Below are 21585 nucleotides of genomic sequence, written 5' to 3' on the forward strand. Positions count from 1 at the left end.
AGTTAACGATTCATTTGCGAAAAGCCCGAAAGGATGCTCTACAAATGATGATTATAAAAAATGAGTTATTAGTTTATAAAACTAGTAACTTAAAATATCCAAATCTTAATTAGCCTTGGCGTTGTTTATGCTTTGGCTCTACGCAGATAACTCGCACCACACCGTGGCGTTTGATAACTTTACAGTTACGACAGATTTTTTTAACGGATGCACGAACTTTCATTTTACAACTCCGAAATATAGATTCATAAAACGATTAAATTTAATTAAGTGCTTAAACCGTATAGTAAAAACAGCTTATGAAAGTAGCTTAAATAATTATAAATAATCGCTAGCCGCGGAATATAGCAAATAGTAAGGATTTATTCGAGGTATAAATTAGGTATCTAGCATTATTCTGAATATAAATTAAGTATAATTTTCTTTTTTATAGCCATAACACATGTTTTATTAAGCTAATAACATTTAGATAACGTTATTGTTGAATCTTTTAGTACTGAACATCATTAATTACTTAACACAAAACGCTATGTTCATTCTTCAAAATTTATTTAAATACAAAGTCTCTAAATATTATTAAGTATTGCTACTGTATTTTAGCTAATTAGCTGTAGTTGACAGGCTTATTTACCGGCTGAAATTATCATGAAACTGTAGAATAGGGGCTTAATTTTAGCTTTGACCAGTCGCTTAATGCATTGATGGTTTGGTCGGGAGAAGGGGCTGTATAGACTAATGCTATAATCGAAAGTACCTTTAATAATGTTAAGCTTTTGTTTTTAAAATCAGCAAGCTTTAGTGCCGATCCAAAAGAGCGTTTAATGGTGACATTACTTAAATCTACGCTATACAGCTCGTCTAATGTTAGATGAATGACTCCTCCTAGGAATACAAAGCCGCCAGCCAACCAAGCAATGAATACTGATTGTTCTGATGTTTGTGGCGCTAACCGCCATATAATTTGCGTTGTAAACAGTGCAATTAAAAGAACAAATGACAGTGAATGGCAACTTCCTCTGTGCACGGTTATTTTTTCAAAAATAGGTCTGACTAAGTAGCGCATCACTGCGTACACCACTAATGGTATTGCAATAAGTTCGATTAAACTTAATTGTTCAAACTCAACAAAGCTGATCATGTCACTGCTCACGTACCTGAGTACGATTAAGACGGCACTGAATGCAAACAAGTTAAAAATAATATCCAACGATGTTGAGTTGTCAGAATCAATGTCTGGTAATAGCCCGCCTATTGTGCCTAAAAACCAAAGGCCAAGAGCTGTATTAAGGTTGATATGATCAGCGGATAAAAGCGCTGCTGCACCGAGACCGGTACTAATTGCTGCAACATTAAAATGCGTATTGAAATTAGCCATTATTTTCTTCTCTAGAATAGTTTGAGGGCATTCTAGCAACTCACATTACATTTAAGAATGGAAAATCATCTTAAATGTCTGAATATTAATAGGTTGCAATTTATTAACAGCTATAAAGAAGATACTTTGATCAATCGTTTTAGCTTTAGTTACAGCTATAGTTGTAATCGAAATCGAGATGATAACTCAAATAGGCTAATTGGTTAGGTGGCTGTGTGGGATAAAGTTGAGTCGCTAGTTCAGCCGTGAGTAGATCGGAATGCGAGTAAATGGATAGGCGAATAAATAGCTTTGTGAATGAACCAACATGTTCTCAGCAGAGGACATATTGGATTTTAATAAGTACTTATTTGCTTATCACTTATTTATAGAGCGAACTAGTGCCCTGAAGCAGCATGTATAGCGGGTTTTATATACAAACCAAGTACTTCAAACTGTAAGTACCAAACAATCACTGAAGTAAAATATCCAACGAGGATAGTCCAAGAATATTTCATGTGCGCACTAAAAGTATAAACGCCTTTTAATTTACCCATCACACCAACACCTGCTGCAGAGCCAAATGAGATCATACTGCCGCCGACACCTGCCGTTAATGTTACTAGCATCCATTGTGCTAACGGAATATCCGGTGATGATTTTAATACCGCTGACATGACAGGTACGTTATCAACAATGGCAGATAAGAAACCGACACCAACATTGACGTACATAGGATCAAACATAGTATAAAGTTTTGCAGCATGATTTAAGAAACCTGCAAAGTGAAGTGCGCCAACGGCGGCCAGAATACCAAAGAAAAAAAGTAGCGTGTCATTTTCAACTTTTGAAACAGACTTATAAATTTGAATGTCATTGTTATGGTATTTTTTTAGTGTGTATGCATAAAGCTGTAATAATGAAAGGCCAAATAACATGCCCCACATTGGAGGTAAATGCATCAATTGCTTTCCTAATACTGCTGACGCAATAGTGAAAATACCAAGGCCAACAATCACTTTACCACCCTTGTGAATTTTAATGGGTTCTGCACCTTCAACTTTGGCAGGACGACCCTTAGGCACAAAGCGAGAAAGTAAGAAAGCGGTAACAGCCCAACCAGTAATAGATGCAGGAAAGAGGAATAAGAAGTCAATGAATGAACCTTTACCTGCTGACCATGCCATTAAGGTTGTAATATCACCAAATGGTGACCATGCACCGCCTGCATTAGCAGCAACAACGATATTGATAGCCGCTGGCACAAGAAAGGCTTTGTTATCTTTTTCTATGGTAATTAACACGGTGGAGAGAATAAGGGCAGTTGTTAAGTTATCGGCTACTGGTGAGATAAAGAAGGCTAAAAAGCCGGTTACCCAGAACAGTTTCTGATAGCTAAAACCAGATTTAAGCAGTTTTTCTTTTAATGCATCAAATACATTTCTTTCAATCAGCGCTTCGATGAAGGTCATTGCTACAAATAAGAAAAAGAAAATCTCTGCAATTTCTAATATTAAGTGTGCAATTTCAGTATCAAATGCTCTGAAATCGAGCCCGTTAACTGCGTAGTATCCACCGAGTAACATAAACATGAATGTACCAGTAAACAGTGCGGGTTTTGCTTTGTTGATATGATACTTTTCTTCGGCTGCAATAAAGTAATATCCTACGACGAAGATGGTTAATAATAGCCAACCAAATGGTCTAACCGCTAAATCAACGGCATGAACTACACCTTCTACGCCTTCTATTTTCGTTGTCATTTTATCTCCTTTAAATAGTGCAAGCACTCATCAATTTTTATTATTATCTGGACAAATTTTAAGAAAGGTTTTTTTACGTTATTAATCTGAAGCTTAAAAGTTTAATCGCTTTTTTGTTCAAAACCTTATCTTCGGTCAATTTATTGTTCATTTGTATGATGATTTAGAAAATAACTCTTTTGTATAAGTGCTTATGTTTGCTGATATTGACAGAATTAGGACTGAATATTTTTTAATCATCGTTAATAAGCTGTTGTTAATAAAAGCTGACTTGTTTTATCAATTTTTTAAAAATCACTAATATGGGCTTTTTTATTGTTAAAAAATTGTTTGTAAAATGTGATCTACGTTATATATTGTGATAACTCGGACTGTCACTTAAGGCCCTTCATGGACTCGATTCTTATCATCATCGCTATCTCTTTAGCCATCGCTAGCATTATTAATATTGTGCTAACTAAATTCGCTATTTCACACATAGTGGGTTACATCATCACTGGCACAATCATCAGTAATATTTTTGATTTTAATGGTCATGCTGATCTTTCATCACTAGAGTTGATTGGTGAGTTTGGTATCGTCTTTTTGATGTTTACCATTGGTTTAGAGATGTCTTTTTCTAAACTAAAGAAGTTGAGAAAAATTATTTTTTTGAATGGTTTTGTACAAGTGGTCGCCAGCTCTGCGATCACCTTTTTAATCGCTTTTTACTTAGTTAAACTTGATACCACTTCAGCAATTATTATTGCTTTAGCCTTTAGTTTGTCATCCACTGCCATTGTGGTGACATACCTTAAAAAATCCAAAGATATTGTCACACCTTATGGTGAAAAGTCAGTGGCGATTTTAATCTTCCAGGACTTAGCGGTTATCCCTATATTGTTGTTGATTGGGTTTCTAGCAAAAGAAGGGTTGTCAGTTGGCGATGTCTTGTTAAAAACAGCTGCTTATGCCTGTTTAGTGATCGCATTTATGTTTACTTTAGGCAAAAAAATCATTGAATGGCTATTACACTTTTCAAGCCGTGCTCGCATGGAAGAGATGTTCCTCGGTTCTGTGTTAACCATTGTATTAGGTGCTTCGTTACTTGCTCATGAAATGGGATTCACTTACTCTTTAGGTGCTTTTATTGCAGGTATGATCATTGCAGAAAGTCACTTTCATGTGAAAGTTGAGTCTGATATTGCTTCCTATAAAGATCTTCTACTAGGCGCATTTTTCTTTTCTATTGGCACCAAAATAGATGTGATGTATTTTTTAACTCATTTACATTTAGTAGCAGGTGTTCTTGTATCCGCAATGTTGGTTAAAGCCACCGTTGTGTATTTTTTGATAAGACAAGAATCGAACAAAAGTGACTCGATAAAGTCGGCATTAGCGCTTTGTCAGGTCGGAGAATTCTCTTTTGCTATTTTTGCATTAGCCACTAGCCAAAACCTATTATCACAAGAATTAGGCGGTTTTCTTATTCTGGTTACTGTATTGTCGATGATTATCACGCCATTTATGGTCAATAACATCTACAAGCTGTCAGCTTTGTTTGTCACTGAGTTTTTTGAGGCGGATAAAATTACGCCGGTTACTATTGAGCAACATACGATTATTTGTGGTTTTGATACCTTAGGGCGAATTGTGGCTAAAGAGTTACACGCTAAAAACCAAAGTTTCTTGATCATTTCCGATAACTTACAGCATGTTTTAGTAGCTAGAAAAAGAGGTTATCAAGCGTATTTTGGTCATTTAGACAAGCAACCCGTATTAGAATCGCTCAAAGTCGAGCTGTCTTCTAGTGTTATCTTGACGGTAAACTCGATTAGAAATATCAAAATTATTTGCGAATCCGTATTGGAATATCACCCGCAAGCAAATCTGATTGTGAAGATTAACTCATTAGATGATAAAGAAGAGTTATCGGATCTTGCTATTAGCTCATTTGTGCATGCACAACACGAAACGGCGATGCTGTTAGTAAAACAAAGTCAACAGATTAAAGAACTCCCATCGTCAATGACTGCAACTGCACAATAAGGCTAGTTGACCATTCTTATAACATTGTTAAATGACTTTATAAGGGATTGTCAGAAGTTTTAACTACTGGGTGTGGTTAGAAGGCCTTGCTAGAAGGTCTAGTTAAAAAATCTATTTACAAGCAAGTTTGCTGCAATTCCATTTGCCGTAAACTTGTTTTTGTTCTGCTCAGTGACTGAGAAAGGTTATTTACTGAGGGCTGTAAGACCCTGTAAATAATTCTGCATAACTGCTTATTGCTGTATTAACAAATTCTTTGCAAGATAATTTGCGACCGCTTCATCATCACTTCGACCAATCACTTCTAGGTTTGGTAACGCTTCTTTAACTTTATGGTGTGCAGTTTCCATAATTAAACCTTTGCCTGCCATCGATAGCATTTCAAAATCATTCATTCCATCACCAAAGGCAATACAGTCCTTTAATTCATAACCTTTCATTTTAGCTATCGCTTGCAATGCATGGCCTTTAGAAACACCTTTATCCATAATTTCCAGACAGTTTGGAGAAGAGAAGGTGATATGCACTTTATCCGCAAACTTAGCATTTAGTTGAGTTTCTAATAAGGCTAGTTTGTCGTGGTCTTTTTGTTCGTGCTTGATGAAGATCTTTGCAACACCTTCTACAGGTGGGTTGTTGATATCAAATACTTTATAAGAAAAATGCGCTTCGTTACTAGTATCGTAAAAATCTTCTCTGCTCACTAACCAATCATCATTTTGATATAAGTTAGCTTGCAGTGCTTTATCCGCCGCCAATATTTTCATGATGCTTTGTATTGTATCTGCTGCAATGTTTTGTTGAAAAATGAGGGTATTTTCACTGTCATGAACACGCGCGCCGTTAGAGGTGATCATAAAAGCCGGAATACCCACTTGCTTACGCATGGCTGCAACATCTACATGATGGCGGCCGGTAGCAAATATAAAGGATTTTCCCTGTTGATGTAATTGCGTGAGGATCTGTTTGGTATAAGTGGTAATTTGGTGTTCCGATGTCAATAAAGTGCCATCGAGATCTGATGCAACAATTTGATACATATACATTCTCTATTTGATTGGTAAGTGATTAATATACTCAACCTTATTACCGAAAAATGCAACTTACAAATGTCATCTGCTCTTCTACCTCTTTGATCCTGAAATTCTTTAATTTCTGCCTTGTAAAGGTGATTTTAAAGTCATTATTAAGGTAATCGTTATGGTGATTTTCATCATAACTGATAGCTTATTTCGTAAATAAAATTGATTGTGACACTTCAATAAAATGACCGTACTAGGGTTTAGAGGCTTTTATTTTCCCACCTGTTTAATTGCATGGTTTAACTACTTAATTTAACTACTTAGTTTAATTGCTTGGATTTATTGATGGCAGGAGGGGTATTACAAACAAGCCAATACATTGAAGCTTAATAACGGCTGATAGTGATGTTTATTTTTGCGGACTGTATTTGATGATTATTTTAGAACTTATAGTTTCTTTCGTAGTCGATAGTTATGAAAGTCATTGTTTTATCAACTTAACCCTTGTGAATTTGTTGATTACACATCCACTTAATAGGTAGTTTTTTAATCAATAGAAGTTAGCTTAACTTTTACTGTATTAGCATTTATTTATTACCTTTAAACATAAATCCGGATAAGAAATTTGAAAGATAAATCAAATAAAATCATAGGCTTTCATGTTGTATTTTAAAATTTAATAAGATTTTACCTACTTAGCTGGTTGTCTTTTCAGCCATCGCTAATTAGTGACCCTTCGACTTAACTAGAGTACCTGTTAAACCTGAACAGACAGTGCTTTTACCCATAACTTAAGAGTTTAAATATATGTCATTATTATATAAGTCTTTACGTTTTAATTTTTGGAAAAAACTAAGTGTAATAAGTGTTTTGTTACCCAGTTTATCGTTTTCAATGGTTTCCTTAGCTGCGCAAACAGAACCATCAAAAGAGGTGGATTCAGCTAAACCACTTTATACAGTTAACGGTAAATTTGACCGTAATACTGTTGCAGGGATTGCGCGTAAATTAGCTAAAGTACCTTACCAAGAACCTGACCTTACTCTACCTGCCAGTTTGCAAGAGTTGAATTACGACGAGTATAGAGATATTCGCTTCAATCCTGCCTCTTCTATTTGGTCTAATAGTGAGTTGCCATTTCAAATGCAACTTTTTCATCGAGGGTTTTACTTTAAAGAAACCGTTGAAATAGCGATTGTAGATGACGGTAAATCGACTCATTTACGTTATGACCCTAGTATGTTTACGACGGGGAAAGTGATGCAAAAGCCATTACCAACGGGGGATATTGGGTTTGCCGGATTGCGTCTTCATAATCCGTTGAATAATGCTGACTACTTTGATGAATTGGCAGTTTTTCAGGGAGGCAGTTATTTCAGATCTTTAGGCAAGAGCCAAGCCTATGGATTATCATCTCGTGGTTTGGCGTTAAAAACTGCGGACCCTGAAGGTGAGGAGTTTCCTAGTTTTCGTGCCTTTTGGATTGAAAAACCTTCAATTGAGAGTACGTCAATTGTTGTCTATGCACTGTTAGATAGTCCGAGTACAACAGGTGCCTACCGATTTACCATTCGCCCAGGTGACAATACTGTGATGGACATTGAAGCAACACTTTTTCCGCGAGTTGATTTAGATAAAGTAGGTTTAGCCGCTGAAACAAGCATGTTTATGTTCTCTTCTTATGGACGAGAAAACGTCGATGATTTTCGTCCACGTGTTCATGATTCCGATGGATTATTAATTCTTAATGGCCGTGGTGAACGTCTATGGCGCCCGTTACGAAACCCTACCAACCTACAAATTAGTGCTTTTGCAGATAATGCGCCCTTAGGTTTTGGTTTAGTTCAGCGTGACCGTGATTTTAATAATTTTCAAGATTTAGAAGCACATTACGAGCGTCGTCCAAGTTTATGGGTAGAGCCTGTGGGTAATTGGGGGAAGGGGGCGGTTGTGTTGGTAGAAATTCCAACCGAGTCTGAAATCAATGACAATATTGTGGCTTATTGGTCTCCTAGTGACGTTATTCCCGCTGGTTCTGAGTATCAATTTTCGTATCGATTATTCTGGGGTAAAAAGCCCACCGTTGAACAAGGCGAAGCGATCGTCGAATCTACAAAAAGTGGCCGTGCAGGCATTAATGGACCCACACCAAAACGCTTGTTTGTTATTGATTATACGTTCCCTAATCCCGCTAATAATGATAATCAACAAACGCCTAAAGCAGCTATAAAAAATTCTGCTGGTGAGGTTCATAATATCGTCGTAACTGACAATCCACATAATAATGGCTACCGCGTTACTTTTGAATTAGATCCCTTGGATGTTGAGTTGATTGAGCTGCGCTTAGACTTACAGTTTTCCGATGGTCGTAAAGCCGAAACATGGATGTATCAATGGACAAATTAAGCTCTGCAAAAGTCGCCGAACCTCAACCTAGTACATTTGATATTAAGCAGGGTATGCCCGATGAAAATATCGGTGATATGGCAGCTCAATCTTTAGGATCTTTTAACGTTAAACATAAACACTCGCCAATTAATGAAAATGGTTGCCGTTCCCATGCATGGCGACGCTGGTTAGTATTAGGTTCTGCTTTATTGTTATCTGTATGGGGCATTAATGAAATGCGCTCGGTACTGACAATTGAACAGGCGACCTTTGTTCAGTATTTATTCCTGTTGTTATTTGGTTTAACGTTTAGTTGGATCACCGTTGCGTTTAGTGGTTCGATAGTGGGGTTCTTTTTAGTGCTTGCTCACAGGCGATCGGTTCCTGAGCCTTTAAGTACTAAGTTGATGAGTCGAACTGCCGTGTTAATGCCTACTTATAACGAAGCGCCTGATCAAATATTTGCTTCTATTGAAGTCATGGCATCTGCTATCGGTAACCTTGGAGAGGGCAACGCCTTTGATTGGTTTGTTATTAGTGATAGCACTGACCCCGATATTATTTTAGCTGAAGAAGCGGGATTTCATTTACTGCGTCAACGTATTGGTAAAACGGTTAATGTTTATTATCGCCGCCGCCCTAAAAATAGCGCAAGAAAAGCGGGGAATGTCGGTGATTTTTGTCGTCGCTGGGGCAGTAATTATGCGCATTTATTAGTTTTAGATGCCGATAGCTTAATGGAAGCCGATACCATAGTAGAGTTGGCGCGTCGTATGGAAGCAGATCCTGATACCGGTTTAATTCAAACTATTCCTCAGTTAATTAATGGCACCACGTTGATGGCGAGATTACAGCAGTTTGCAACCTGTGTGTATGGTCCTGTGGTCGGTACTGGCCTTGCTTGGTGGACGGATAAAGAAGGTAATTTTTGGGGGCATAATGCAATTATTCGTCGCGAAGCGTTTATGTCTGCTGCGGGGTTGCCAGACCTTAAAGGACCTCCTCCTTTTGGTGGACATATTCTTAGCCATGATTTTGTGGAAGCGGCCTTAATTCGACGTGCTGGTTGGAGTGTTATTATTGCGTCGGATCTCGGTGGTTCCTATGAAGAGTGTCCTCCATCTATGACTGATCTTGCTATTCGAGACCGTCGATGGTGCCAGGGTAATCTTCAGCATAGTCGTGTTATTACAGCAAAAGGTCTGCATTGGGTGAGTCGCATGCATCTATTGACGGGAGTGATGTCTTATTTAGCTTCACCATTATGGCTGTTGCTGATCATGGTGGGGTTAGGGCTTTCTTTACAAGCTGAATATATTCGACCCGAATATTTTGCGAATGAATTTTCATTCTTTCCATCTTGGCCAACAATGGATGCTGCGCGTGCATTGAGTTTATTTATTTTTACCATGGTTATTTTATTTACGCCTAAAACGCTGGGCTTTATTTCATACCTTGTCGATGCAAAATCAAGGAAGCGTGCTGGTGGTTTTATTGTATTAACGTTTAGTTTTATCCTTGAAGTGATCATGTCAGCATTGATCGCTCCTATTATGATGTTGATTCATAGTGGTGCGGTTATGTCGATTTTAATTGGACAAGATTCAGGCTGGAACCCGCAACGTCGTGGCGATGGTAGCTTGCCGATTAAATACTTAATATACCGACATCGTTGGCATATGACGTTTGGTGTATTTTTAACCGTAGCAGCTTATTTCAATTCTTTAGCATTATTAGCGTGGTTGTCACCTGCGATTGCTGGCATGTTACTGTCAGTACCTTTATCTATGTTAACGGGATCTTGGAGGTTAGGCGCATTGCTAAAAAAACTGCACTTGCTACGTACGCCTGATGAAACTAAAAGGCCGGCTATTCGTCAATCGATGGATGATATTTCACTTATTTATGAAGAATCTATAAAGGTTTGCCCTGATTTAGTGGAATTAGTCAGTGATCCACATTGGCACGCACTCCATTTAGCGTTTATTGATCCTGTTCCGCCGCGTCCTCTTGGACAAGTTAGTTCTATTGAAGCCACTGCAAACATGAAGATCAATGAAGCGACAACAATTAGTGAAGCGGTTAGTTATTTAACTAAACAAGAACAAGCACTTGTACTAGCAACTCCGGAGCTATTCAAGGCGTTATCACGTTTACCTGCTGAGTGATAGGGGGGGAGGTAAAGCAGTGCTCAGCAATCTAATTATTGCTGAGCACTGCTTTATTTAATAGGTAAAGCTTCTGTAATAAGTAAAGGGCATAACAGGCTTTAGATTTATGCCCTTTAGTTTTGTAAAGTAGGTTTACTCATTTTTTGCATATCTCGCCATAACATTGGAACAACAATCAAAGTTAACAACACATTAGAAAGAGGCAGTGATAACCAAACACCATCGATTCCTAACCATTGCGGTAATAAGTATAAAAAAGGCAATTGCAGCACAATGTTACCTATCGAAATTGATAATGCTTTAGCACCTTGATTGACCGACATACAATAAACGGTAGCTATAAACAAAAAGCCATCTAAGCACAGCGCAAAAAGGTGCAAACGTAAACCTTGTTGCGTTTCAATTGCTAATTCAATATCTGCTTGACTGAATAAGCCAATAAAAAAGTCAGGAAAAATATTCAATATTACCACTATCGCAATACCCGAATAGACCACTATTTTTAAAGCCAATATGACGGTGGCTTGGATCTTTTCTGCTTGTTTAGCTCCGAAATAAAAGCTGACGGGTGGTTGCATACCGTTAGCAATTCCCTCTGCGGTTACATAATATAATGTGGCAATGTAACCAATAATAGCAAATGCAGCGACACTAACCGGCGAACCATAAACCATTAATAATTTATTATGTAATGCAATGACTAAACCAAAATAAAGGAACATAAATAGGCTTGATGCACCTAGTTTAATGATTTTAATGGCTACGCTACTTTTGAAATTCAATCCTTTCAGAGTTAGCTTAGTCTGAGCCTTAGATGAGAAAAAATAAATCATCCCGACACTAAAAACTAAGCATTGTGCAATGACAGTTGCAATGGCTGCTCCCTGTAACCCCATGGAATAAACGCCAATTAAAAGGTAATCCAGCACAATATTAACCAGTGCGCCAAAAACCATTAAACCCGTCGCAAAGTTTGGGCTATTGTCATTACGGATAAGCATCGGAATAACGGCAGCAGAGATGGCGAAACCAGCACCCCAAGAAAATATACTGAGGTAATTCATACTGTGTGACAATGTATTACCTGCCGCACCCTGTAGGTTTAGTAATACGCCACCAAAATTGCTGATTAATAGCGTCGATAACCCTGCAAAAAGCACGATCAAATAGAGGCTATTAATCAATATCGCATTAGCTTTATGCGCAGCACCTTGACCACGATAAATGGAGATCAAGCTTCCGCCACCCATACCTATCATTAACCCTAAACCAATAATGACGCCCATTATTGGCATCGTCATATTAATGCCAGCTAAACCTTCAAAACCAACATAATGACCAACAAAAATGCCATCTATCACTTGATATAAACCATTCACCACCATCGCCGCAACGGAAGGGATCGCATAGCGCCAAAAAACTTTACTGATTGATTCATCAGTTGTGATTGACCTTGTTGAGCTTAAGTGTTTATTTTCATAGCTAAGCGGTGGCACTGATTGTGGAAAATCGATACTTTGGTTTTGCATTTTATTCTCTATTTTTATCTGGCTAATATCTTTATTTGAAAACGATTGGGCTGCACTTGGATAAAAAGTTGTTATCCGCAAGCTACTTTTTGTCTAGGTACGTTATTTGAAATATGTGAACGTTTTTAGTGGCGTTATTATGCTTGTTAATTAGATTGGTGAAAGTTAATATCTATCCGTTAATCGGATACATTGTTTCTTGAATACTTGGTTTCTTGAATACTTAAATATTGAAAGGTAAATATGAATTGGACCTTAGATCAGCTCGATGCATTTGTGCTTTCAGTGCAGCAGGGCTCATTTTCTGCTGCGGCGCGTAAACTCGGAAAAGCGCAGTCACGTGTGAGTACGGCCATTGCAAACCTAGAAGCAGACCTTGGGTTTGAGTTATTTAACCGTGATGCGCGTTTACCGGTATTAACGCCATTAGGAGAGGAGATGTACATTGAGGCGCAAGCCGTTTTATCTCAATGCCAACGATTACAATCTCGGGCTTTAACAGCTAGTGATGGTGAAGAGTTAGCATTAACAATAGCCATTGATGAAGCCGTTCCTATTCTTAGTCTTGACTCATTTTTTGGTGAGGTGAGTCAACGATTCCCGTTATTAAAGTTAACTATTATCAATGGTTCTCAAGATGATATTGCTAAATGGATTGAAGATAAAACCGCAGACTTTGGTATTTTATTCCACTTAAAATCGCTGAGTTATGATTTGGAGTTAGAGATTATTAGCCAATTCAAACACGCTTTGGTAGTGTCTGTTGACCATCCTTTAGCGAAGGTACCCGTACCTACTCATGCGCAATTAAATCAATACCGACAATTGGTGATCCGTAATCGTCTCGGAGGGAAACCTGAAAAGTCAATTTCAGTGCAGCATTGGTATGTGGATAGTTATTATCATATTAGTGGTTTAGTCGGGAATGGTATTGGTTGGGCATTGGTGCCTGAACATATAGTTAACGATCAGTGGAATACGGGTAAGTTAGTTAAATTATCATCGCAACATATTCCCGATTCATTAACTGTAGAAATGGGGATCGTCAAGCGGCTTGATAAAGGAAAAGGCCCAATCATGAGTTGGATGATCACAGCAATTAAAAAACTATTTAAATAAATAGCTGACTAAACACAAAACAATCTCGATTAGAGTAACTATGAAAATAGTTAATAATAAATCAATTGGTTATATTTATTCATTTGGATTTAACTTTGGTTTTAGCTTTGGTTTTGGTTTGGGTTTTAATTTTAGTTAAAGTAACGGCTGATAGTTAAGGGTGATATGGCATTTAATATTATGGGTAGTGATATTTATCTACCACAACAAACTTGGAATGGTGAAGATTTTGATCGCCATTTAGGTTTAAAATTGGGGACAAGTCAACGCAAATATGGTGTTGAAAAACGTTATATTGCCGCATCTCATGAAACCGCTATTATGATGGCGGGTGAAGCGATTATTGGTGCATTAAAAAATGCTTGTATGCGTATACAGGATATTGATTTTATTATTTATGCCAGTGCAACACACCATCAAACTTTGCCCTATGATGCGGCAGCCGTTTTAGCCTATTTAAAAGCACCAGCCCATTTAACTAGCGTTGATATTAACAGCTCCTGTTTGTCATTTTTATCTGCATTAGACTATGCGCAGTGTCTCTTTCTTGCTAAGCGCCATCGACGTATTGTTATTGTTAGCAGTGAGTGTGGTACGGGTATTACATTGAACAAAACGACACCCGCCTCGTTTGAAGTGGCTACACTATTTTCCGATGGTGCCGCAGCTTATGTGTTACAGGCTGATCCGCTTGCAAGCGGTTTTACAGGCGCATTATTTGAGACTCACCATCAAGGTTATGAGCTTTGCCAAGTAAAAGGCGGAGGCAGTGCCATTAACCCACACACGACTGCACATGCTGACTTGTTAACGGCGAGTCAGTTTGATATGAATGGCAAAGCATTATTTAGGGAAATGGTGAAAGCAGTGCCCACCTTTTTAGAAAAGGGATTACAACGCGCTGAAGTGAATAAACAACACATTGATTATGTATTACCACATCAAGCAAGCCATCGTGCGATTAATAAATTACCGCGTATCATTGGTTTTGCAGACCATAAAGTGGTTAATAATGTGGCGCAATTAGGCAATCAAATTGCTGCTTCATTACCTATTAATTTGCATTTTTTACGACAACAAATAGCCCTTGATAGAGAGCAAACAAAACAGTCGAATCCTGCTTCCGACAAACTATTAACATCTAAAACAACATTAAAACCGACAACATCATCTAGACCTACAAAATCATCAGAGCCTAAAACATCAGCCACCAAAACAGTATTACTATTTGGTACGGCGGCAGGGTTGTCATTAGGCATGGGGTTATTAACATTATGAGTGCCGATACTATCAATAAAATATCGCTCAAGATATTGATCACCGGTGGTACGGGCATGTTAGGTAGTGCCATTATTCGCTTATACCATCAGCAGCATCAATTACATTTTATCGGACGAGATAAAAAAATAGTTAAGCAATTAACCGATAAATACCCGGTAACGGGGCATATTGTTGATTTAAGTGATGGCCAAGCATTAGCTAAGGTTTTTGAATCCGCTGGTGGTCAGGAAATGCCGGTTTTTGATGCCATTATTCATTGTGCCGCTTTTTCTAGTCCTTGGGGAAGTTATGAGCAGTTTTATCAAGCGAATGTAGTTGCAACTGAAAATCTATTGAATCTAGCAAAACAATATAAGGTGACTCGCTTTGTGCATGTTTCAACGACCAGTGTGTATTTTGATTTTACCGACCGTTGGCTGATCAGTGAGCAAGATAATGTAGCGGAACACTTTTGTAGTGATTACACCGAAACCAAATATTTAGCAGAACAAGTTGTATTAACCACTGCAGCTCAACAAAAAAATGTCATTAATACTGTGATACTAAGACCGCGTGGCATATTTGGACCGAATGACAGGGCAATTGTACCAAGATTATTAAAGGCGATGCGAGGCCATCGCTTGTTTCTATCTTCGGCAAAAAATCCGGTATTGGATTTAACCTATGTCGATAATGTCGCCGATGCCGCTTTATTAGCCTGTTTAAAAGCACCAAAACTAGAAAATGGCAGTATTTTTAATATTAGTAATGATCAACCAATGCCAGTTAACTTGGTCTTAAAACAGTTACTATCGGCATTGCAACAAGACCAAACAAAACCACTGACATTAACAACCTTACCTTATGCATTATGTGCACCTGTGATTGCCTTAAATGAAAAGCTGTGTCGATATTTACCTCATCAACCAGAGCCTAAGATCACGATTTATAGTGCAGGGTTGTTAAACTTTCACCAAACCTTAAATATTGATAAAGCTAAAAAAATGTTAGGTTATCAGGCTAATGTCAGTATGACTGAAGGAATAAAACGCTATGTCGACTGGACTAAAAATAAAACTGTTTGAAGGCGGCCACTGTATTCACCCAGGCTTTGTTGTGAAACCTGGCAGTGGATTAACACCGCGTGCTTTTCCCGCTGCGGTGGCTTTAATTGAACATCCAGAACAAGGATTTGTGCTTTTTGATACTGGCTACCATGAACAATTTTTTAATGTCACACGTTCTTTTCCTGAGCGTTTTTATGCTTGGGTGACTCCCTGTAAATTAAAACAGGGAGACTGCATCACAGAGCAATTAAAAGCTGAAAATATTCAACTGAATAAGATAAACCACCTAGTGTTATCACATTTTCATGCCGACCATATAGCAGCGGTCAGTGAGTTTAAAGCTGCCAGAATTCATTGCACACAAGCAGGACTTGATTCGATACAAAAATCAGGCCGTATTAATGGCGTGCGCAAAGGTTATTTAAAAAAATTATTACCGGCTGCGCTGTTACCACAATTACAAATTCATGGTGATTTTCCGTTACCGATAACACAAGTACTTGGGAAAATGGACCAAGTCTCGCCTGAGATATCATTAATGTGTCGTGACTTATTTAATGATCAGCGTTTATATTTAGTAGCATTGCCGGGACATGCCGCTGGACAAGTAGGGCTATTGTGTCGGCTTGAGCAGCAGTGGGTGTTTTTATTAGCCGATGCCTGTTGGTTAATTGATAGCCTTGCTGAGAATGTAAACCAACATTGGATTGCTAATTTCCTGTGTGATGATATGAGTGAATATCGCCATACATTACAGCAACTCAGGCTTTGTTATCAGCATTATCACCAAGAGATTGAGTTTGTGCCTTCGCATTGTGCAGAAACGATTGATAAGTTAAAAGCCAAAGGTTGGATGCAATGATTGCATTATTAAATGCCTTTTATAAAGCCAGATATCAGCGTTTTAATAACAGATCACAATTACTACATTGGCAAGCTAAACAAATAAAAAAGCACCTTGGTTGGGTGTGTCAGCATTCCCCTTATTATGAGACTTTTCAGGGGCAATCTTTAGATCAGTTTCCGATCATCAATAAGCAGATCATGATGAAGCATTTTGATCAGTTAAATACGCGTGGATTAAAACAACAACAATTATTTGAGATCGCTACTGAGGCTGAAAATAGCCGTCAATTTAAACAGTCAAGCATTGGCGATATTACTGTGGGGCTTTCTTCCGGTACCTCTGGCCAGCGAGGATTGTTTTTAGCCAATTCACAGGAAAGGCAAATATGGGCGGGTAATATACTGGGTAAATTATTACCAAATCTACTCACAAAACATCGTATCGCCTTAGTTTTAAGAGCAAATAGCCCACTTTATAGCACCATTAATAAAGGCCCGATTCAGTTCTGTTATATTGATATTACACAGCCGATCGCAGTATGGATGAAACAGCTCGATCAATTTCAGCCCACTTTACTGATAGGCAGTGCACAAGCATTGCAACTTTGTGCATTATTTACTGGTCAATACAGTGCGCTGCCAATTAAACCTACGCGAATTATCTCAGGGGCTGAAGTGCTTACCCCTGCCGATAAAGCAATGATTCAAGAGTCCTTTAAATGTCCGATACATGAAGTCTACCAGTGTACGGAGGGGTTTTTAGGGAGCACAGATCAATTCGGGCAGATGCGTTGGAATGAAGACATCGTGTTCATTGAAAAACATTGGTTAAATGAACAAAAAACGCATTACAGCCCAATCATTACTGACTTTCGTCGACGCACTCAACCGATTATTCGTTATCAACTCGATGATGTTATTAAAGTGTCTGATAGTCTAAATAAACTTGGCAGCTTAAAAGAGCCTGCTTGCTTAAAGGGAACAGTTTACTTAAAGGATCATGAGCAATTAATAAATGGATCTAAAACAGTTAGTGTATTTGAAGCCATTGGTGCAATTGCAGGACGTTGTGGTGATTGTTTAATACTCAATAAGCAGGGTAAACAAGTACCGCTATTACCTGATTTAATCTATCGAGCTATCAGTTTAAAGCTAACACAACATTGCGATTATAGAATCTCACAAGTCGCTGACAACAAGATTGAAATCGCAGCTGAACTTTCTATGCAAGGACCCATACAGGCTGCGCTGGTGGGACTTTTTACACAGCAAGGTTTATCCTCTGTGGAATTCACTTTTGCGCTTAAACCGACTTGGAACACTGCCAACAAACAACGTCGAGTGGTTAATTTATGCGCATCCTGATCACTGGCGCAAGAGCTCCCGTTGCCATTGAATGGGCTCGTCTACTAATGTCTCAAGGGCATCAAGTGTATATGACTGATTGTGCAAAATGTCCCTTAGGGCGGTTTTTAGTCGGAATCAAAGCTTATGCTAAAACGGTCTCTCCAAGAGAAAATCCTGAACAATATCAAAGGCAAGTCATTGCATTAATTGACAAGTATCAAATTCAAATGTTGATCCCTACCTGTGAAGAGATCTTCTATCTGGCCCAGTTTAAGCATTTATTAGCGCAAACAAATTGTTTGATCAGTGACGCTAATTTATTATTAAAATTACATGATAAGTTTGCTGTTTTCGAGATGTTATCGGGTTTAAGTGGCGTGCAGTTACCCAAGACTAAAAAGCTAACATCAATTGAGCAGATTGACCTTGAATGGGATAGTATTTTAAAACCTGCCTTTAGCCGATTTGGCGAACAAGTGATTCGTGATGTAACAACCAGCGCGATACACAATCTTAATATCTCAGAGTCACGGCCCTGGGTACAACAACAAAAATTAACCGGCCAAGCACTTTGTAATTATGCTTTATTCGATAATGGAAAATTGATTGCTCATCAAGTCTACCGTCCTGCTTATTGTGTTAACGGTTCAGCGGCAACTTACTTTCAACCCGTCGTAAATCATGCCATCAACACCTTTATTAAATCCTTTGCGCAAAAGGTTTACTTTCATGGGCAATTATCCTTTGATTTCATCGAACAAAATGGAGAGTATTTTGTGATTGAGTGCAACCCGAGGGCAACCAGTGGATTACATCTTATCGCACATGAACTGCGGTTTTTAGCTATTGAACATTTAAACATTGAAAAAGCAGTCATTCCAAAAGTAACTATTAACAATAATCCATCACAAGCACAATATATTGGTTTCACTATGTTGATTGCAGGTGGGGTTAGCACTTTATTCAGTACCCAAACTTGGCGAGATTTTTTTCAGGCTAAAAATGCGCTTAGTGATAAAACATATCCTCTACAACCTTGGGCTCAGATAATAAGCGGCGCTGAGCTAATAATAACAGCGTTTCGTAACAAGCAATCCTTAGCGGCTGCAAGCACGGCAGGTATTGAATGGAATGGAGAGGTTTGAGTATGCCTAGCTTAAGCGATAAAAATATAACCGATAAGAGAGTAGGTGATAAAGAGGTAAGTGAGAAAAAGACAGGTGAAAGTGAGAAAAGCGCAAATTATTCAACCGAAAATATAAATAAATTAACGGCTTCGCAGTGGCATCAAATCTATTTCAGCATGATGTTACAGGGGCATAAAATAGATCATTTACAGGCTGAATTTTATTGCTATCAACAGCAACAGTTAACGATCCCTGCGACATTATCCATCTCTGGCAAACACCAACAGCAAGGAGCACCATTAAATAACAGTTATGTGGTGTCGCCATTAACCTTGATCACGGGTTATGCAAAAGATGAAATTCCTAAAGTACAATTTTCTGTACTACGCTGGATAAGTTATAAGCTCATTAAGTGTGTTGAAAAACCATTGCAACTAGCCGATGTGGGAAGTGTTCAAACCTTAAATAACCAATGCTTATCAACGAATATGTATTCAGCGCAATGGGCTAATATTGATTTACCGGCATTACGTAAACAGGCTTTGCAGACCAGTAATGAGCATGCGTTGTTATTACGATCTTTAAATAATCAACAGCATGCAGCTATTATTGAACGATGTGAAAAAGATGCTTGGTTAGCGATTGTTACACGGCAAGTTTACTTACATATAGACTGGCAAGCGGTTGTTGCAGGCAAAGATCTTAAACATGATTTGAAATTATTAAAGCAGCCACAATGGCAATTTAAAAAATTGTTCTTAAAGTCAGATATAAAACGAGCAAAAGTACTCTATGACATGTTGTACTTACAAAAATACAGCGAGCATAATATACAATTTACTTTGTCTTATTTTATCAATGCGGTACAAGCTGGGCTGTTATCTCTTTATGGATTATTTTATCAAGAAAAGATGTTAGCGACCGTTGGCATGGTGATCATTGAGAATAATATGACTTGTCCGATATTAGGTTACGATACTCAGCAACCTCAGAAATTAGCACTGTATCGCCGAGCTTCGGCATTTACCATCGATTACGCTAAACGCCATGATTTACATTTTAATATGAGTTCTGGCGCTCCTGACTTTAAACGCAATCGAAGAGCTAAAGCATGTATTGAATATAGTTATGTGTATTGCCAACATTTAAGTAAACCCAAGCAATATACATGGAAAATATTTGCTTGGTTAACTCAACACTTTTATCGTGCAATACTTGAAAAGCAAGGGCTTTAAGCTCATTGATTATAGTTTTTCATCGTTTTTATAACCTAAACCATTTTCGGACCACTACTTTAATAGTTAATACTGATTTTAAAAGTGGTTACCTGTTAACCTCAGTGATGACTTAGATTGATTAAGTTTTCATGGCGCTTATTGAATTAACCAGTATCTTAATTAGTCAATATCAATCAAAAATAAAGCATTCAATAATCTAAATAGGATGCTTGAAAAATGCTAATTTAAATATATACCCATGCCACCTCTAGGTTGCGCCCCGAAGGGCAAGGCAACTTGCACCAATCTGCATTGTTATAAAATCTCTATGTAGAATATCTATACTTCAATTTTATGCCTAGCATCTCGGTACAATTTGCCTTGCTGACTTTGCATCTTGAGGTAGCATGGGTATAGTTTAATCCGTCAGGATAATAGGGCAGGATAAATGGATATTAAATCAAAGATGCACAGTCAAAAGATTTATAGCTATGACGATCAAACATTGGCTGAACAACAATTACAGTGTTTAGAAGTTTTATATGATTTTAACCAAACAAGACCAAAAGAACAGGCGAAACGTAATGATTTGATGCAAAAAATATTTGCAAAGGTCGGTGATAATTGTTATATCGAGCCGCCGTTACACGCTAATTGGGGAATACATACGCACCTAGGTGACAATGTGTATGCCAATTTCAATTTAACCTTAGTCGATGATACTCATATTTATATTGGTGATGATGTCATGTTAGGACCCAATGTTACCCTAGCAACGGCGGGGCATCCCATCGACCCAGATATTCGTAAACAGGCAACGCAGTTTAATATTCCAATTATTATTGGCTCGAATGTTTGGATTGGAGCTAATACGGTTGTTTTACCAGGTGTAACGATTGGTGAAAATACTGTTATTGGCGCAGGCAGCATAGTGACAAAAGATATACCTGCGAATGTTGTTGCCCTTGGAAGTCCATGTCGAGTGCTTAGAGAAATCAATGACCATGACAAAAAGTATTATTTTAAAAATCGCCGCTATGAATAAGGCAAATATGAATCACAGGCTTATTTTATCATTAAACTATTTTATCATTAAACAAACTCACAAAAAAAATGCCGCTAACTATGTAAGTTAACGGCATTTTAGGTGATGAACCTTTTCCTATCGTCAAAACTATAAGTTAAAACGATAAGTTAAATTAGTTTTGTGTTTTCAGTGTAGTGAAGTGGTAATCCACATCAACGACTGCACGGTAAGCAACTTGATCACGTGTTTGAGCGAATTCTTGGATCGTTACTTTTGATTTATCAATCGCTAAGTCTTGTGCTGGTGAATTGGTGATCACC

General features: G+C 38.0%; 17 protein-coding genes. 11 read left to right on the plus strand and 6 right to left on the minus strand.

The window, feature by feature from the left end:
- Positions 1-109 precede the first annotated feature (109 nt).
- The 3 genes from rpmJ to nhaD form a co-directional block, all read right to left on the minus strand.
- Positions 110-223, minus strand: a complete 114-nt coding sequence (rpmJ, locus tag MT390_RS19315; RefSeq protein WP_011770886.1) for a 50S ribosomal protein L36 — start codon at positions 221-223, stop codon at positions 110-112.
- A gap of 420 nt (positions 224-643) precedes the next feature.
- A complete protein-coding gene (locus MT390_RS19320) occupies positions 644-1375 on the minus strand; it encodes a metal-dependent hydrolase (protein WP_499442819.1) in 732 nt (243 codons plus the stop codon).
- 377 nt (positions 1376-1752) lie between these two features.
- Positions 1753-3117 carry a sodium:proton antiporter NhaD gene (gene nhaD / locus MT390_RS19325; RefSeq protein WP_166373248.1) on the minus strand — a complete coding sequence of 455 codons (1365 nt, stop codon included), beginning with the start codon at positions 3115-3117 and terminating at the stop codon, positions 1753-1755.
- Positions 3118-3507: 390 nt separating this feature from the next.
- Here nhaD and MT390_RS19330 point away from each other — a divergent pair, with 390 nt between their 5' ends.
- On the plus strand, positions 3508-5145 hold the full coding sequence (locus tag MT390_RS19330) for a cation:proton antiporter domain-containing protein (RefSeq protein ID WP_499442821.1): 1638 nt from the start codon (positions 3508-3510) through the stop codon (positions 5143-5145).
- Positions 5146-5378: 233 nt separating this feature from the next.
- On the opposite strand, the gene MT390_RS19335 is transcribed toward MT390_RS19330, so the two are convergent.
- Entirely contained in the window at positions 5379-6185 is an 807-nt protein-coding gene (locus tag MT390_RS19335) for a Cof-type HAD-IIB family hydrolase (RefSeq protein ID WP_166373252.1), read from the minus strand.
- A gap of 876 nt (positions 6186-7061) precedes the next feature.
- On the opposite strand from MT390_RS19335, the gene MT390_RS19340 reads away from it, so the two are divergent.
- Complete coding sequence (locus MT390_RS19340; protein ID WP_499442840.1) at positions 7062-8573, plus strand: OpgD/OpgG family glucan biosynthesis protein; 1512 nt, start codon at positions 7062-7064, stop codon at positions 8571-8573.
- A complete protein-coding gene (gene mdoH, locus MT390_RS19345) occupies positions 8561-10723 on the plus strand; it encodes a glucans biosynthesis glucosyltransferase MdoH (RefSeq protein ID WP_499442823.1) in 2163 nt (720 codons plus the stop codon). Before MT390_RS19340 ends, mdoH begins: the two co-directional genes overlap by 13 nt.
- Before the next feature lie 116 nt (positions 10724-10839).
- Here mdoH and MT390_RS19350 read toward each other — a convergent pair whose 3' ends face one another.
- Complete coding sequence (locus tag MT390_RS19350; RefSeq protein ID WP_499442824.1) at positions 10840-12255, minus strand: MATE family efflux transporter; 1416 nt, start codon at positions 12253-12255, stop codon at positions 10840-10842.
- 243 nt (positions 12256-12498) lie between these two features.
- Between MT390_RS19350 and MT390_RS19355 the strand changes: the two genes are divergently transcribed.
- The 8 genes from MT390_RS19355 (at position 12499) to MT390_RS19390 (ending at position 21283) form a co-directional block, all read left to right on the plus strand.
- On the plus strand, positions 12499-13374 hold the full coding sequence (locus MT390_RS19355; RefSeq protein ID WP_499442826.1) for a LysR family transcriptional regulator: 876 nt from the start codon (positions 12499-12501) through the stop codon (positions 13372-13374).
- Between the two features lie 165 nt (positions 13375-13539).
- Entirely contained in the window at positions 13540-14652 is a 1113-nt protein-coding gene (locus tag MT390_RS19360; protein ID WP_499442828.1) for a 3-oxoacyl-ACP synthase III family protein, read from the plus strand.
- Complete coding sequence (locus tag MT390_RS19365; RefSeq protein ID WP_499442830.1) at positions 14649-15719, plus strand: NAD-dependent epimerase/dehydratase family protein; 1071 nt, start codon at positions 14649-14651, stop codon at positions 15717-15719. Before MT390_RS19360 ends, MT390_RS19365 begins: the two co-directional genes overlap by 4 nt.
- Complete coding sequence (locus tag MT390_RS19370; RefSeq protein ID WP_499442832.1) at positions 15688-16563, plus strand: MBL fold metallo-hydrolase; 876 nt, start codon at positions 15688-15690, stop codon at positions 16561-16563. The genes MT390_RS19365 and MT390_RS19370 overlap by 32 nt, the downstream gene beginning before the upstream one ends.
- On the plus strand, positions 16560-17912 hold the full coding sequence (locus MT390_RS19375) for a F390 synthetase-related protein (RefSeq protein ID WP_499442833.1): 1353 nt from the start codon (positions 16560-16562) through the stop codon (positions 17910-17912). The genes MT390_RS19370 and MT390_RS19375 overlap by 4 nt, the downstream gene beginning before the upstream one ends.
- Complete coding sequence (locus tag MT390_RS19380; RefSeq protein ID WP_499442834.1) at positions 17900-19039, plus strand: ATP-grasp domain-containing protein; 1140 nt, start codon at positions 17900-17902, stop codon at positions 19037-19039. The genes MT390_RS19375 and MT390_RS19380 overlap by 13 nt, the downstream gene beginning before the upstream one ends.
- Before the next feature lie 2 nt (positions 19040-19041).
- Positions 19042-20256, plus strand: coding sequence for a hypothetical protein (locus MT390_RS19385; protein WP_499442836.1), 1215 nt, complete (start codon positions 19042-19044; stop codon positions 20254-20256).
- 430 nt (positions 20257-20686) lie between these two features.
- Entirely contained in the window at positions 20687-21283 is a 597-nt protein-coding gene (locus tag MT390_RS19390) for a sugar O-acetyltransferase (protein WP_499442838.1), read from the plus strand.
- A gap of 154 nt (positions 21284-21437) precedes the next feature.
- Here MT390_RS19390 and MT390_RS19395 read toward each other — a convergent pair whose 3' ends face one another.
- Positions 21438-21584 (minus strand): hypothetical protein, encoded by a 147-nt coding sequence (locus tag MT390_RS19395; RefSeq protein ID WP_499442842.1) that lies wholly within the window; start codon positions 21582-21584, stop codon positions 21438-21440.
- Position 21585 lies beyond the last annotated feature (1 nt).

This window comes from Vibrio sp. 2-Bac 85 (assembly GCF_037546705.1).
GTDB lineage: Bacteria > Pseudomonadota > Gammaproteobacteria > Enterobacterales > Psychromonadaceae > Psychromonas.